16 protein-coding genes are annotated in these 14,846 nt (G+C 62.8%); 8 read left to right on the top strand and 8 right to left on the bottom strand.

The window, feature by feature from the left end; all coding sequences use genetic code 11:
• Window positions 1-14: 14 nt before the first annotated feature.
• Together M5C56_RS21660 and upp are read right to left on the bottom strand one after the other, a co-directional pair.
• A complete protein-coding gene (locus tag M5C56_RS21660) occupies window positions 15-1,289 on the bottom strand; it encodes a uracil-xanthine permease family protein (RefSeq protein WP_103496445.1) in 1,275 nt (424 codons plus the stop codon).
• Between the two features lies 1 nt (window position 1,290).
• Window positions 1,291-1,929 carry a uracil phosphoribosyltransferase gene (gene upp, locus M5C56_RS21655; RefSeq protein WP_103496444.1) on the bottom strand — a complete coding sequence of 213 codons (639 nt, stop codon included), beginning with the start codon at window positions 1,927-1,929 and terminating at the stop codon, window positions 1,291-1,293.
• Between the two features lie 163 nt (window positions 1,930-2,092).
• On the opposite strand from upp, the gene M5C56_RS21650 reads away from it, so the two are divergent.
• From M5C56_RS21650 to M5C56_RS21640, 3 genes are all read left to right on the top strand, one after another.
• Window positions 2,093-2,650, top strand: coding sequence for a hypoxanthine-guanine phosphoribosyltransferase (locus M5C56_RS21650; protein WP_103496443.1), 558 nt, complete (start codon window positions 2,093-2,095; stop codon window positions 2,648-2,650).
• Between the two features lie 3 nt (window positions 2,651-2,653).
• Complete coding sequence (locus tag M5C56_RS21645; RefSeq protein ID WP_103496442.1) at window positions 2,654-3,127, top strand: WbuC family cupin fold metalloprotein; 474 nt, start codon at window positions 2,654-2,656, stop codon at window positions 3,125-3,127.
• Between the two features lie 79 nt (window positions 3,128-3,206).
• Window positions 3,207-4,148 carry an AEC family transporter gene (locus M5C56_RS21640; protein ID WP_103496441.1) on the top strand — a complete coding sequence of 314 codons (942 nt, stop codon included), beginning with the start codon at window positions 3,207-3,209 and terminating at the stop codon, window positions 4,146-4,148.
• 200 nt (window positions 4,149-4,348) lie between these two features.
• Here M5C56_RS21640 and M5C56_RS21635 read toward each other — a convergent pair whose 3' ends face one another.
• From M5C56_RS21635 to gatC, 6 genes are all read right to left on the bottom strand, one after another.
• Complete coding sequence (locus M5C56_RS21635) at window positions 4,349-4,729, bottom strand: carboxymuconolactone decarboxylase family protein (protein ID WP_100942267.1); 381 nt, start codon at window positions 4,727-4,729, stop codon at window positions 4,349-4,351.
• Between the two features lie 11 nt (window positions 4,730-4,740).
• Window positions 4,741-5,784 (bottom strand): calcium/sodium antiporter, encoded by a 1,044-nt coding sequence (locus tag M5C56_RS21630; protein WP_247263318.1) that lies wholly within the window; start codon window positions 5,782-5,784, stop codon window positions 4,741-4,743.
• A gap of 50 nt (window positions 5,785-5,834) precedes the next feature.
• Complete coding sequence (locus M5C56_RS21625; protein WP_103496440.1) at window positions 5,835-6,206, bottom strand: septal ring lytic transglycosylase RlpA family protein; 372 nt, start codon at window positions 6,204-6,206, stop codon at window positions 5,835-5,837.
• A 179-nt stretch (window positions 6,207-6,385) separates the two neighbouring features.
• Window positions 6,386-7,831, bottom strand: a complete 1,446-nt coding sequence (gene gatB / locus M5C56_RS21620; protein WP_103496439.1) for an Asp-tRNA(Asn)/Glu-tRNA(Gln) amidotransferase subunit GatB — start codon at window positions 7,829-7,831, stop codon at window positions 6,386-6,388.
• Window positions 7,832-7,841: 10 nt separating this feature from the next.
• Window positions 7,842-9,293 carry an Asp-tRNA(Asn)/Glu-tRNA(Gln) amidotransferase subunit GatA gene (gene gatA / locus M5C56_RS21615; protein ID WP_103496438.1) on the bottom strand — a complete coding sequence of 484 codons (1,452 nt, stop codon included), beginning with the start codon at window positions 9,291-9,293 and terminating at the stop codon, window positions 7,842-7,844.
• Between the two features lie 16 nt (window positions 9,294-9,309).
• A complete protein-coding gene (gene gatC / locus M5C56_RS21610) occupies window positions 9,310-9,597 on the bottom strand; it encodes an Asp-tRNA(Asn)/Glu-tRNA(Gln) amidotransferase subunit GatC (protein ID WP_103496437.1) in 288 nt (95 codons plus the stop codon).
• A 256-nt stretch (window positions 9,598-9,853) separates the two neighbouring features.
• Between gatC and mreB the strand changes: the two genes are divergently transcribed.
• From mreB to rng, 5 genes are all read left to right on the top strand, one after another.
• Complete coding sequence (mreB, locus tag M5C56_RS21605; protein WP_002555108.1) at window positions 9,854-10,891, top strand: rod shape-determining protein MreB; 1,038 nt, start codon at window positions 9,854-9,856, stop codon at window positions 10,889-10,891.
• 147 nt (window positions 10,892-11,038) lie between these two features.
• Complete coding sequence (mreC, locus tag M5C56_RS21600) at window positions 11,039-12,118, top strand: rod shape-determining protein MreC (RefSeq protein ID WP_103496436.1); 1,080 nt, start codon at window positions 11,039-11,041, stop codon at window positions 12,116-12,118.
• On the top strand, window positions 12,118-12,606 hold the full coding sequence (gene mreD / locus M5C56_RS21595; RefSeq protein WP_100942261.1) for a rod shape-determining protein MreD: 489 nt from the start codon (window positions 12,118-12,120) through the stop codon (window positions 12,604-12,606). The genes mreC and mreD overlap by 1 nt, the downstream gene beginning before the upstream one ends.
• A gap of 84 nt (window positions 12,607-12,690) precedes the next feature.
• Complete coding sequence (locus M5C56_RS21590) at window positions 12,691-13,296, top strand: nucleoside triphosphate pyrophosphatase (protein WP_103496435.1); 606 nt, start codon at window positions 12,691-12,693, stop codon at window positions 13,294-13,296.
• Window positions 13,297-13,355: 59 nt separating this feature from the next.
• On the top strand, window positions 13,356-14,813 hold the full coding sequence (gene rng, locus M5C56_RS21585) for a ribonuclease G (protein WP_103496434.1): 1,458 nt from the start codon (window positions 13,356-13,358) through the stop codon (window positions 14,811-14,813).
• The last annotated feature ends 33 nt before the right edge of the window (window positions 14,814-14,846 follow it).

Below are 14,846 nucleotides of genomic sequence, written 5' to 3'. Positions count from 1 at the left end.
AGCGAGGGGGAGCCTTACAACAACGGCTCATCCGCCTTCTTGTTTTTCCAACCGTCATTACCCGGCAACAGCAGGTTCAGCGCAATCGCCACCACGGCGCACAGCGCAATGCCCTTGAGGCCGAAGTCATCCGGCCCGGTGCCCGTTCCCACCAGCACGCCACCAATACCGAACACCAGCGTCACCGAAACAATCACCAGGTTGCGCGCCTCGCCCAGATCGATCTTGTGACGGATCAGGGTATTCATCCCCACCGCGGCAATCGAACCGAACAGCAGACACAGAATCCCGCCCATCACCGGCACCGGAATGCTCTGCAACAAGGCGCCGAACTTGCCGATAAACGCCAGGCTGATAGCAAAGATTGCCGCCCAGGTCATGATTTTCGGGTTGTAGTTCTTGGTCAGCATCACCGCGCCGGTCACTTCGGCATAGGTGGTGTTGGGCGGACCGCCAAACAGGCCGGCCGCCGTGGTCGCGATACCGTCACCCAGCAAAGTGCGATGCAGGCCCGGCTTCTTCAGATAATCGCGACCGGTCACGCTGCCCACTGCGATCACCCCACCGATATGCTCGATGGCCGGCGCCAGCGCCACCGGGACAATAAACAGGATCGCCTGCCAGTTGAATTCCGGTGCCGTGAAGTGCGGCAGGGCGAACCAGGGCGCGGCGGCGATCTTCGCCGTGTCGACCACGCCGAAATAGAACGACATGGCAAACCCCACGAATACCCCGGAGATGATCGGCACCAGGCGGAAAATGCCCTTGCCGAACACGGCCACGATCAGGGTGGTCAGCAGCGCCGGCATCGAGATCAGCATGGCGGTCTGGTAGTGAATCAGCTCGGAACCGTCACCGGCCTTGCCCATCGCCATGTTCGCGGCAATCGGCGCCATGGCCAGGCCGATGGAGATGATCACCGGACCGATCACCACCGGCGGCAGCAGCCGGTCGATAAAGCCGGTGCCCTTGATCTTCACCGCCAGACCCAGGAAGGTGTAGACGAAGCCGGCCGCCATCACCCCACCCATGGTCGCCGCCAGGCCGAACTGGCCCTTGGCGAGGATGATCGGGGTGATAAAGGCAAAGCTCGAAGCGAGGAACACCGGCACCTGACGCCCGGTGACCACCTGGAACAAGAGAGTCCCCAGGCCCGCCGTGAACAGCGCGACGTTCGGGTCGAGACCGGTAATCAGCGGCATCAACACCAGGGCGCCAAAGGCCACGAACAGCATTTGCGCGCCCGACAGCACCGTGCGCCAGAGCGGGTCGTTGAACTCATCCTGCATATCAGCCGTCCTTCTGTTTGGTGCCGAAGATCTTGTCGCCGGCATCGCCCAGGCCCGGAATGATGTAGCCGTGTTCGTTGAGTTTTTCGTCGATGGAAGCGGTGTAGATGGTCACGTCCGGGTGCGCTTTCTCGACCGCGGCAATCCCTTCCGGCGCCGCCACCAGGACCATCGCGCGGATGTCCTTGCAGCCGGCTTTCTTCAGCAGGTCGATGGTCGCGACCATCGAGCCGCCGGTGGCGAGCATCGGGTCGATGATCATCGCCAGGCGTTCGTCGATTTCCGGGACCAGCTTTTCCAGGTAGGTGTGGGCTTCGAGGGTTTCCTCGTTGCGGGCCACGCCGACCGCGCTGACCTTGGCGCCCGGGATCAGGCTGAGCACGCCTTCGAGCATGCCGATACCGGCGCGCAGGATTGGCACCACGGTAATCTTCTTGCCGGCGATCTTCTCGACCTGGACGGTGCCGCACCAGCCTTCGATATCGTAGGTTTCCAGGGGCAGGTCCTTGGTCGCCTCGTAGGTCAGCAACGCTCCGACTTCCTGAGCGAGCTCACGGAAGTTCTTCGTGCTAATGTCAGCGCGGCGCATCAGGCCGAGCTTGTGGCGGATCAGCGGGTGGCGGATCTCACGGATGGGCATGGGAATAGGCTCCGACGGCGGGCAAAAAACGGCTTAGATTAATCTATCCGCAGGTGTTGTCCTATAGATCAGCCGTACGTTAGTCCAGAAACCCTTGATCTGGTCGCGCGGGGTGCGTACCTTTGCCCGCTTTTCTTACATAAGCCCCCTTTTGGAGAGCGCCATGTCCGCTGATCTCGAGCATATCCGTCAAGTCATGCGCGAAGCCGACTGCCTGTACAGCAACGCCGAAGTCGAAGCGGCCATCGCCCGTGTCGGCGCGCAGATCAACGCCGAACTGGCCGAGAGCAACCCGGTGGTGTTCTGCGTGATGAACGGCGGCCTGATCTTCTGCGGCAAGCTGATGACCCACCTGGACTTCCCGCTGGAGGCCTCGTACCTGCACGCGACCCGCTACCGCAACGAAACCAGCGGCGGCGAGCTGTTCTGGAAGGCCAAGCCGGAAGTCTCGTTCATCGACCGCGATGTGCTGATCATCGACGACATCCTCGACGAAGGGCACACCCTGGGCGCGATCATCGATTTCTGCAAACACGCCGGCGCACGTCGGGTGCACACAGCCGTACTGATCGACAAGGACCACGACCGCAAGGCCCGTCCGGACCTCAAGGCGGACTACGTCGGCCTGCCGTGCATCGACCGCTACATCTTCGGCTACGGCATGGACTACAAGGGCTACTGGCGCAACGCCGCCGGCATCTATGCCGTCAAGGGGATGTAAGGGATGAGCAAGCCCAGCTTTCTCGATGCAACCTTGTTCGCCGAACTGGCCGGGAAAGCCGCGGCGAGTCCCCGTGGCCGGGTTCATCACAATTTTCACCAGATGGACGAACCCTGCCATCGCCTGGCGGTCGGGCTACAGCCCAATACCTATATAGCCCCCCATCGGCACCTGAGTGCCGACAAGGCGGAAACCTTGCTGGTGCTCAAGGGCAGCCTGGGTTTGCTGGTATTCGATGAGGCGGGGCAACTGCTGGCCAAGCGCGTGTTGCAGGCGGGCGGTGAATGCCCGGGTGTCGACCTGCCGGCCGGGGTCTTCCATGGCCTGGTGGTGCTGGAAGCCGACAGCGTGATGTTCGAATGCAAGGCCGGCCCTTATCGGCCGGTGGGCGAAGGCGAGCTGGCCGACTGGGCGCCGCGTGAAGGGGATGCCGAGGTGGCCGTGTACCAGGCCTGGATGCGCGCGCAGTTCGATTGAACGAGGACCCATGGACGGGTGTAAGGGTAACTTTGCCCTATCATTAGCTGTCTGACGACAGGCAACGGGTTCCCAGGGCATGCTGGCCATCTTTCTCGGTATCTTGACCATCACCGCGCCGGTTTTCGCCATGTTGTTCCTGGGCGTGTTGCTCAAGCGCGTGGGCTGGATCAACGACAGCTTTATCCACACGGCTTCGGCGCTGGTGTTCAACGTCTGCATGCCGGCGCTGCTGTTTCTCGGCATCCTCCATGCCGACCTGCATGCGGCGTTGCAGCCCAAGGTGCTGGCGTACTTCTCCGTCGCGACCCTGCTGGGTTTTGCCGGTGCCTGGTGCTGGGCGATCTGGCGTTGCCCCGAGATTGATCGCGGGATCTATACCCAGGGTGCCTTTCGCGGCAATAACGGGGTGATCGGCCTGGCCCTGGCGGCGAGCATGTACGGCGCCTACGGGATTTCCCTCGGGGCGATTCTCGCGGCCCTGGTGATCCTGTTCTACAACACCCTGTCGACCATTGTCCTGGCGGTCTACAGCCCGGTGATCAAGTCCGATCCCTGGAGCATCTTCAAGAGTGTGCTGAGCAATCCGCTGATCATCAGCGTGATCGCGGCGGCGCCTTTTGCCTATTTCAAGATCGGCTTGCCCGGCTGGCTGGAAACCTCGGGTAATTACCTGGCGCAGATGACTTTGCCGCTGGCGCTGATCTGTATTGGCGGGACCCTGTCCCTGGCGGCATTGCGCAAGAGTGGCGACCTGGCGTTGAGTGCGAGCCTGGTGAAAATGGTCGGCATGCCCCTGCTGTCGACGCTGGGGGCCTGGCTCTGCGGCTTTCGTGGGGCGGAACTGGGGATTCTGTTCCTGTACTTCGGCAGCCCGACGGCCGCGGCCAGTTTTGTCATGGCCCGGGCGGCCAACGGCAATCACGAACTGGCGGCGGCGATTATCGTGATCACCACCCTGATGGCGGCGATCACCACCAATATCGGGATTTTTGTGCTGCAGTGGGGCGGTTGGATCTGAGGTTTGGCGTCTGCAAGGGACGCTGTGATCCTTGAGTCTTGCATCGCTTGAGCTGACGTCTTCGCGGGCAAGCCCTGCTCCTACAGTTCTGAGTCGTACACAAAACCGGTGATCGACACAAAATTGTAGGAGCAGGGCTTGCCCGCGAAGAGGCCCGCGAGCCATGCACTGCCAATACGGACGCCGCCAGTAACAGGTTGTCAGTCTGCCTTCTGGTAGGCGTCGATCACTTCCTGGGCCGCGCGGAACGCGTCGATAGCCGCCGGCACCCCGGCATACACCGCGCAATGCAGCAGCGCCTCACGAATCTCTTCCACCGTGCAACCATTGTTCAAGGCGCCGCGTACGTGGCCCTTGAGTTCCTGCGGGCACTTGAGCGCGGTGAGCGCGGCGAGGGTGATCAGGCTGCGGGTCTTCAGTGACAATCCTTCGCGGTTCCAGACACTGCCCCAGGCATGTTCGTTGACGAAGTCCTGCAGCGGCTGGCTGAATTCGGTGGCATTGCCCAGGGCACGGTCGACGAACGCATCACCCATGACCTGACGACGCATCTCGACACCGGGTTTCTTCTGATCGGTCATTGCAGCAGCTCCTATGAGTGTTGGCGACGCCAGGCCCTGAACGTACTGAAGAGCAGGAACGCACAGAGCACCGGCAGGATGAAAAACAGCATCAGGCGCTCCAGCTTGTCCGCCATCGGCATGCCGGTGGTGAACCACACCACATGCAGGCCGTAGGCCAGGTACAAACCGAGAAACAGCAGTCCCTCGGCGCGGGTGATGCGGTAGCCGGAGTAGAAAACCGGCCAGCACAGCATGGCCACCCCGAGCATCACCGGCAGGTCGAAGGCCAGGGCATTGGGTGACACCGACAGCGGCGTGGGGGCGAGCAGCGCGGTAAGGCCAAGCACCCCCAGCAGGTTGAACAGGTTGCCGCCGATCACATTGCCCACGGCGATATCCCGTTGCCCGCGAACCGCGGCGATGAGCGAGGTAGCCAGTTGCGGCAGGGAGGTGCCGACCGCCACCACGGTCAGGCCGATGATGCGTTCGGACAGGCCCAGTTCGGTGGCCACGTCTATGGCGGCGTCCAGCAACAGGTGCCCGGCCGCCACCAGCAGCGCCAGGCCCAGGCCCATCCACGCCAGGCTGCTCAGCCAGGGTGTGGATTTATGCGAGGTGGTCGGCGGTGCGGCGTGGTGATGGCGGGACTGGCGCAGCAGCAGGCCGAGGTACAGCGCGAAGGCGCCCAGCATCACCAGGCCGTCGAGACGCCCCAGCTCCTCGTTGAATGCGAGGCCGAACACCAGCAGGCTGGCGAGGATCATCAGTGGGATGTCCAGGCGGATCAGTTGGCGTGAGACCCGCAGTGGGATGATCAACGCAGAGAAGCCCAGGGTGACCAGGGTATTGAAGATATTGCCGCCGATCACGCTGCCCACCGCGATATCGGCATTCTCTGCCGCGGCCGCCTGCACGCTGACCGCCAGTTGCGGCGCGCTGCTGCCGAAGGCGACGACGGTCAGGCCGATCAGCAACGGGCGCACGCCCAGGCTTGCGGCCAGGCGCACGGCTGCGCGCACCAGCAGTTCAGCGCCGACGATCAGCAACAGCAGGCCACCGCCCAGTTGAATCAGGCTTAGCCAGGGAAGGGTGGTCAATCCGAAAATGGCGGGGGCTCCAGCGGTCAGTCGTCGAGGCTTTGGATGCGTACGCGGGCAGTGCCGCCTTGCAGCATACCCAATTGGGCGGCCGCTTCGCGCGAAAGATCGATCAGGCGTCCACGGGTATGGGGGCCGCGATCGTTGATGCGCACTATGACCGATTTGTCGTTGGCCAGGTTGGTGACTTTCACCCGGGTGCCGAAGGGCAGTTGGCGGTGGGCGGCGGTCAGGCCGTGCTGGTTGAAGGGTTCGCCGCTGGCGGTGCGTTTGCCCTGGTGTTGGGCGCCGTAATACGAAGCCATGCCGGTTTCGTCATAGCCGCGGGGATTGATGTCGTGGCTGGCGCAGCCGGCCAGCAGGCTGAGGAGGGCAAGGGCGGCGAGCAGGCGCTTCATCGGATGTCCTCTACACAGGTGTGTTTGCCTGAGGGCCTTTTGGTGATCTTGAAGGCCTCTTCGCTGGCAAGCCAGGCTCCTACAGTTCATCGTCGAACACAAATTTTGTGTACGGCGAGATTTTGTAGGAGCAGGGCTTGCCCGCGAAGCTTTTAGCGCTCTTGAGAGCCTAGTCGCTGTCAGCCTTCGAGCTTGCTTTTCAGCAGTTCGTTGACTTGCTGCGGGTTGGCCTTGCCCTTGGAGGCTTTCATCGCCTGGCCGACAAAGAAGCCGAACATCTTGCCGCGCTTGGCTTCATCCGCCGCCCGATACTGTTCGACCTGCTCGGCGTTGGCCGCCAGCACTTCGTCCAGCACCTTCTCGATGGCGCCGCTGTCCGTGACCTGCTTCAGTCCACGGGCCTCGATCACCTCGTCCGCGCTGCCTTCACCATTGGCCATGGCTTCGAAGACCATCTTGGCGATCTTGCCGGAGATGGTGTTGTCGCTGATCCGCAGCAGCATGCCGCCCAACTGCTCGGCCGTGACCGGCGCCTGGTCGATGTCCACGCCCAGCTTGTTCAGCAGGCTGCCCAGCTCGACCATGACCCAGTTGGCCGCCAGCTTGGCGTCGCCACCGATGCTCACGACTTTTTCGAAGTAGTCCGCCTGCTCGCGGCTGGAAGCCAGCACGCTGGCGTCGTAGACCGACAGGCCGAACTGGGCCTGGAAGCGCTCGCGCTTCTGCGGTGGCAGCTCCGGCAACTGTGCGCGGACTTCATCGAGGAACGTGTCCTCGATCACCACCGGCAACAGGTCCGGATCGGGGAAGTAACGGTAGTCGTTGGCTTCCTCCTTGCTGCGCATGGCGCGGGTCTCGTCCTTGTTCGGGTCGTACAGGCGGGTCTGCTGGATCACCCGGCCGCCGTCCTCGATCAGTTCGATCTGGCGCTGCACTTCGGTGTTGATCGCCTTCTCGATAAAGCGGAACGAGTTGACGTTCTTGATCTCGCAGCGGGTGCCGAACTCGACCTGGCCTTTTGGCCGGACCGAAACGTTGCAGTCGCAACGCAGCGAGCCTTCGGCCATGTTGCCGTCACAGATGCCCAGGTAGCGCACCAGTGCATGGATCGCCTTGACGTAAGCCACGGCTTCCTTGGCGTTGCGCATATCCGGTTCGGAAACGATTTCCAGCAGCGGCGTGCCGGCACGGTTCAGGTCGATGCCGGTGGCGCCGCTGAAATCCTCGTGCAGGCTCTTGCCGGCATCTTCTTCCAGGTGCGCACGGGTAATCCCGACGCGCTTGACCGTGCCGTCTTCCAGGGTGATATCCAGGTGGCCCTTGCCGACGATCGGCAGTTCCATCTGGCTGATCTGGTAGCCCTTGGGCAGGTCCGGATAGAAGTAGTTCTTGCGCGCGAACACGTTGTGCTGGCCGATCTCGGCGTCGATCGCCAGACCGAATTTCACCGCCATGCGCACCGCTTCCTGGTTCAGCACCGGCAGGACGCCGGGCATGCCCAGGTCTACCAGGCTCGCCTGGGTGTTCGGCTCGGAACCGAAGGTGGTGGCACTACCGGAGAAAATCTTCGATTGGGTGGCGAGCTGGGTATGAATCTCCAGCCCGATCACGACTTCCCATTGCATGTGTTTCTCCTCAGAAGCCTTCAGGTGTGCGGGTGTGCCAGTCAGTGTTGAGCTGATACTGGTGCGCAACGTTGAGCAGACGGCCTTCCTGGAAATACGGCGCCAGCAGTTGCACGCCCACCGGCAGGCCGTCGACGAAACCGGCCGGCATGGACAGGCCCGGCAGGCCCGCGAGGTTGGCGGTGATGGTGTAGACGTCTTCCAGGTACGCGGCGACCGGGTCGCTGTTCTTCGCGCCGATCTTCCACGCCGGGTTCGGCGTGGTCGGGCCAAGGATGATGTCGACCTCGTTGAAGGCGGCCATGAAGTCGTTCTTGATCAGGCGACGGATCTTCTGCGCCTGCAGGTAGTAGGCGTCGTAGTAGCCGGCCGACAGCGCGTAGGCGCCGACCAGGATGCGGCGCTGGACTTCCGCGCCGAAGCCTTCGCCACGGGAGCGCTTGTACAGGTCGGTGAGGTCTTTCGGGTCTTCGCAGCGATAGCCGAAACGCACGCCATCGAAGCGCGACAGGTTCGACGAGGCTTCCGCCGGGGCGATCACGTAGTACGCGGGAATCGCGTGCTGCATGTTCGGCAGGCTGATTTCCTTGACGATCGCGCCCAGTTTCTCAAGCTCCTTGATGCTCGCCTGGATCAGTTCGGCGATGCGCGGGTCGAGGCCGGCGCTGAAGTATTCCTTCGGCACGCCGATGCGCAGGCCCTGGATCGAGGTGCCCAGGCTGGCGGAGTAATCCGGGACCGGCTCATCGATGCTGGTGGAGTCCTGCGGGTCGAAGCCGGCCATGCCTTGCAGCAGCAGGGCGCAGTCTTCGGCGGTGCGCGCCAACGGGCCGCCCTGGTCGAGGCTGGAGGCGTAGGCGATCATGCCCCAGCGCGAGACACGACCGTAGGTCGGTTTCAGCCCGGTGAGGTTGGTCAGCGCCGCCGGCTGGCGGATCGAGCCGCCGGTGTCGGTGCCGGTGGCCGCCGGCAGCAGGCGCGCGGCAACCGCGGCCGCCGAACCGCCGGACGAACCGCCCGGTACATGCTCCAGGTTCCACGGGTTTTTCGCCGGGCCGTAGTAGCTCGATTCGTTGCCCGAGCCCATGGCGAATTCGTCCATGTTGGTCTTGCCCAGGGTCACGGTGCCGGCGGCGGCCAGCTTGGCGACCACGGTGGCGTCGTAGGGCGCCTTGAAGTTGTCGAGCATCTTCGAGCCGCAGCTGGTGCGGATGCCCTGGGTGCAGAACAGGTCCTTGTGGGCGATCGGCGCACCGAGCAGGGCACCGTTCTCGCCGGCGGCACGGCGCACGTCGGCGGCCTTGGCCTGGCTCAGGGCCAGGTCCTCGGTGAGGCTGATGAAGCTGTTGAGCTGCGGGTCGAGCTGGGCGATACGCGCCAGCAGGGTCCGGGTCAGCTCTTCGGAGGAGAATTTCTTGTCGGCGAGGCCACGGGCGATCTCGGCCAGGGTCATTTGATGCATTGCAGGCTCTTTCCCTTTAGTCGATGACTTTCGGAACCAGGTACAGGCCGTTTTCGACCGCTGGCGCGATGGACTGATAAGCCTCGCGGTGATTTCGCTCGGTCACGACGTCGGCGCGCAGGCGCTGATTCGCTTCCAGAGGGTGGGCAAGGGGTTCGATGCTGCTGGTATCGACGGCCTGCATCAGGTCGACCAGACCCAGAATGCTGTTCAGGGCCTCGGTGGTGCGTGGAAGATCGGCTTCGACCAGGCCCAGGCGGGCCAGGTGAGCGATTTTTTCCACGTCGGAGCGTTCAAGCGCCATGGGGATCTCCAGTGGAAAACCGGACGAAAGGGGTCCGTTCGGTTAGGCAATACACAATAAAGAGTGTCAATAAGTGCGGGCGCGACTTACGATTGTCGGAACACTACCGCATTTCTACGGTCACATGGCCGCGATTGTATGGGATGGTGCTCGGAAAAACGCCTAATTTAACATATTGGCGCCTTGCCCAAAATCCCCGTCGTTGTTAGAGTTTGCCGCACTTTTTTACCCACGCGTTGCCCAGGGTCCCTTTCCAATGTTCAAGAAACTGCGTGGCATGTTTTCCAGCGATCTCTCCATCGACCTGGGCACAGCCAACACCCTTATCTACGTGCGCGAGCGCGGTATCGTCCTGAATGAGCCATCGGTCGTTGCGATTCGCACCCATGGCAACCAGAAGAGCGTCGTCGCTGTCGGCACCGAGGCCAAGCGCATGCTCGGCCGTACGCCGGGCAATATCGCGGCCATTCGTCCGATGAAAGACGGCGTGATCGCCGACTTCAGCGTCTGCGAGAAGATGCTGCAGTACTTCATCAACAAGGTGCATGAAAACAGCTTCCTGCAGCCCAGCCCTCGGGTGCTGATCTGCGTACCGTGCAAGTCGACCCAGGTCGAGCGCCGTGCCATCCGTGAATCGGCCCTTGGTGCCGGTGCCCGTGAAGTGTTCCTGATCGAAGAGCCGATGGCTGCTGCTATCGGTGCCGGTCTGCCGGTGGAAGAAGCCCGCGGTTCGATGGTCGTGGATATCGGTGGTGGTACCACTGAAATCGCGCTGATCTCCCTGAACGGCGTGGTCTATGCCGAATCCGTACGGGTTGGCGGCGACCGCTTCGACGAAGCGATCATCACCTACGTGCGCCGCAACTACGGCAGCCTGATCGGTGAATCCACCGCCGAGCGCATCAAGCAGGAAATCGGCACCGCCTACCCGGGCGGCGAAGTGCGTGAAGTCGACGTACGCGGCCGTAACCTGGCCGAAGGCGTGCCACGTGCCTTCACCCTGAACTCCAATGAAGTCCTGGAAGCCTTGCAGGAATCCCTGGCGACCATCGTCCAGGCGGTGAAAAGCGCCCTGGAGCAGTCGCCTCCGGAACTGGCTTCGGACATCGCCGAGCGTGGCCTGGTGCTGACCGGTGGTGGCGCATTGCTGCGTGACCTCGACAAGCTGCTGGCCCAGGAAACCGGTCTGCCGGTGATCGTCGCCGAAGATCCGCTGACCTGCGTGGCCCGTGGCGGCGGTCGTGCCCTGGAAATGATGGATAAGCACACCATGGATCTGCTTTCCAGCGAGTAAGTTCGCCGGGAAGCTCTATGCTGTTCCGCTCGCAGGCAGCACTTTGCATAGGCAGTGCTGCCTGTTGCGTTTATCTTCTGTCAACTTCATCCAGGCCGGTGTGATGCCGTATGAATAAAATGACTCATTGCCTGGGAGGAGCGGCTCATTAAACCGCTTTTTGCCAAAGGCCCCTCATTGGGCGTGCGCTTGCTGGTGCTGGTCGTGCTATCGGTCGCGCTGATGGTGGTCGATGCCCGTTTCACGCTGCTCAAGCCGGTGCGTAGCCAGATGTCGCTGGTGTTGATGCAGTCGTACTGGATCACCGACCTGCCGCAACGCTTGTGGCAAGGCGTGGCCAGTCAGTTCGGCAGTCGTACCGAGCTGGTCGCCGAAAACGAAAAACTCCAGACCGAAAACCTGCTGTTGCAAGGGCGCCTGCAAAAACTCGCGGCCTTGACCGAGCAGAACGTACGCCTGCGCGAGTTGCTCAATTCCTCGGCGCTGGTCAACGAGAAGGTCGAAGTGGCCGAGTTGATCGGCATGGACCCGAACCCGTTTACCCATCGCATCATCATCAACAAGGGTGAACGTGATGGCGTGGTCCTCGGCCAACCGGTGCTCGATGCCCGTGGCCTGATGGGCCAGGTGGTCGAGTTGATGCCCTACACCTCGCGCGTGCTGCTGCTCACCGATACCACCCACAGCATTCCGGTGCAGGTCAACCGCAACGGCCTGCGGGCGATTGCCAGCGGGACCGGCAACCCCGAGCGCCTGGAACTGCGCCATGTCGCCGACACCGCCGATATCAAGGAAGGCGACCTGCTGGTCAGTTCCGGCCTGGGCCAGCGCTTCCCGGCGGGCTACCCGGTGGCGACGGTCAAGGAAGTGATTCACGACTCGGGCCAGCCTTTCGCTATTGTCCGCGCCGTGCCGACCGCCGCGTTGAACCGCAGCCGTTACCTGTTGCTGGTGTTCAGCGACGGCCGTACCCCGGAAGAGCGTGCCAACGAAGCGGCGCAGGCCCAGGAAGCGGATCGCCAGGGTGGGGACGGCGCGCCCGTGGTACCGGCCACCGTGCCCAAGCCCGGGACCGCACCGGCCAAGCCGAGCGCACCCGTCGCACCTGCCGCTGCACCGGCAACCCCGGCCAAGCCGGCGGCCCATGCCGTCAAGCCAACCCCTGCCAAACCTGCTGCCAGCAAACCGCCGGCGGCGACACGGGCTGCGCCCCGGACGGAGGAATAATGGCTGGTACCTTTTCCCGCAATGGCTGGATCGTCTGGCTGACCTTCGCCATCGGCCTGCTGCTCAGCGTCTCGCCGCTGCCGCAGTTCATGGAGATCCTGCGTCCGCTGTGGCTGGCGCTGTTGCTGGCGTTCTGGGCGTTGTACCTGCCGCACAAGATCGGCATGGTCACCGCGTTCCTGCTGGGCCTGGCCGAAGACGTGCTCTACGGCACCCTGCTGGGGCAGAACGCGTTGATCCTGACCCTCATCACTTTCCTCGTGCTGTCGCTGCAACAACGCCTGCGGATGTTCCCTATGTGGCAACAGAGCCTGGTGATCCTGGTGATCTTCGGCTTGGCGCAGTTGGTGCAACTCTGGCTCAGCGCCTTGACCGGCAACCGCCAACCGACCCTGGCGCTGGTGCTGCCGGCCCTGGTCAGTGCCTTGCTCTGGCCCTGGGTCAGCTTCGGCCTGCGTGGACTGCGCCGCCGCTACAAAATCAACTGACGGGATGTCACCTGCTATTTGCAGGTGGGCTGCTGATTCTGCTGACATAGCTCCTATAAAGAGCCCCGACACGGAGATGTCTCCATGACCTCGCTCTACCTGGCTTCCGGCTCACCGCGTCGGCGTGAACTGCTGACACAGATCGGCGTGCCGTTCAGCGTCATCAGTGCCGAGATCGACGAAACCCCGCTGCCCGATGAAAGCCCGCTGGTCTACGTCGAGCGCCTGGCGCGGGGCAAGGCCGCGGCCGGCCGTGCACGGCTGGGTGCCAGTCAGGCGGCGGCCGGGACCTGTGTGCTGGGGGCCGACACCGCCGTGGTGCTGGACGGTCGGATTCTCGGCAAACCCGTGGATGAAGCCGATGCGCTGACCATGTTGCTGGCCCTGTCCGACCGCGAACACGAAGTGCTGACCGCCATTGCCGTGCTTGACGGTGAGCGCTGCGAGTCACGGGTGGTGCGCAGCCTGGTGAAATTTCGTGCAATACACCCGGAAGAAGCTCATCTCTACTGGTCCGGCGGGGAACCCCGGGACAAGGCGGGCGCCTATGCTATTCAAGGCCTGGCGGCGGTTTTCGTTGTGGGCTTGAATGGCAGTTATTCCGCCGTCGTCGGCCTGCCCTTGTGCGAAACCGCAGAACTGCTTGGCCATTTCGGCATACCCTGTTGGCAAAACCTTGTCGTGCGCTGATTGCCGCACGCCCGCGATACGGCAACTTTATTGTGAATACGCCTGAACGAGACCCAGCCATGAGTGAAGAGATCCTGATCAACATCACGCCGATGGAATCGCGCGTGGCGGTGGTAGAGAACGGCGTGTTGCAAGAGGTTCATGTCGAGCGTACGCAGAAACGCGGGATCGTCGGCAATATCTACAAGGGCAAGGTGGTGCGGGTGTTGCCGGGCATGCAGGCGGCATTCGTCGATATCGGCCTGGACCGCGCGGCGTTTATCCACGCCTCGGAAATCTCCATGCGCGAAGGGCCGGCGGTGGAGAGCATCAGCGCCCTGGTACACGAAGGGCAGAGCCTGGTGGTGCAAGTCACCAAGGACCCCATCGGCACCAAGGGGGCGCGCCTGACCACACAACTGTCGATTCCCTCGCGTTACCTGGTGTACATGCCACGTACGGCCCACGTCGGCATTTCCCTGAAGATCGAGGACGAAGCCGAGCGCGAGCGCCTCAAGCAGGTGGTCAGCGACTGCGTGGCCCGTGAAGGCATCACCGAAGCCGGCGGCTTTATCCTGCGCACGGCGGCCGAGGGCGCCGGGGCCGACGAGATCATGATGGACATCCGCTACCTGCGGCGCCTCTGGGACCAGATCGGCGCGCAGATCAAGACCATCGGCGCCCCCAGCGTGATCTACGAAGACCTTGGCCTGGCCCTGCGCACCCTGCGCGACCTGGTCAGCCCGAAGATCGAGAAAATTCGCATCGACTCTCGGGAAACCTTCCAGAAGACCACGCAGTTCGTCGCCGAACTGATGCCGGAAATCGCCGACCGCCTGGAGCATTACCCCGGCGAGCGGCCGATCTTCGACCTCTATGGCGTCGAGGATGAGATCCAGAAGGCCCTGGAACGCAAGGTCCCGCTCAAGTCCGGCGGCTACCTGGTGGTCGACCCGGCCGAAGCCATGAGCACCATCGACGTCAATACCGGGGCCTTTGTCGGCCATCGCAACCTCGAAGAAACCATCTTCAAGACCAACCTCGAAGCGGCCACCGCGATTGCCCGGCAACTGCGTCTGCGCAACCTCGGCGGGATCATCATCATCGACTTCATCGACATGGAAGACGAGGAGCACCAGCGCCAGGTCCTGCGGACCCTGGAAAAGCAGCTGGAGCGCGATCACGCCAAGACCAATATCATCGGCATCACCGAGCTGGGCCTGGTGCAGATGACCCGCAAGCGCACCCGCGAAAGCCTCGAACAGGTGCTCTGTGAGCCCTGCAGCAGCTGCCAGGGGCGCGGCAAGCTGAAGACCCCGGAAACGGTTTGCTACGAGATTTTCCGTGAAATTTTGCGTGAAGCCCGCGCCTACCAGGCTGAAGGTTATAGAGTGTTGGCCAACCAGAAGGTGGTCGATCGCTTGCTGGACGAGGAGTCCGGCAATGTCGCGGAGCTGGAAGGCTTTATCGGCCGCACCATTCGTTTCCAGGTCGAGACCATGTATTCCCAAGAACAATATGACGTGGTGCTGCTCTGATTTCCCGTACTGAGAACCTGCAAGCCCGGCCCG

This window comes from Pseudomonas sp. MWU13-2862 (assembly GCF_023242495.1).
Classification (GTDB): domain Bacteria; phylum Pseudomonadota; class Gammaproteobacteria; order Pseudomonadales; family Pseudomonadaceae; genus Aquipseudomonas; species Aquipseudomonas gingeri_D.
This window is presented reverse-complemented; position numbering and strand designations above follow the sequence as displayed.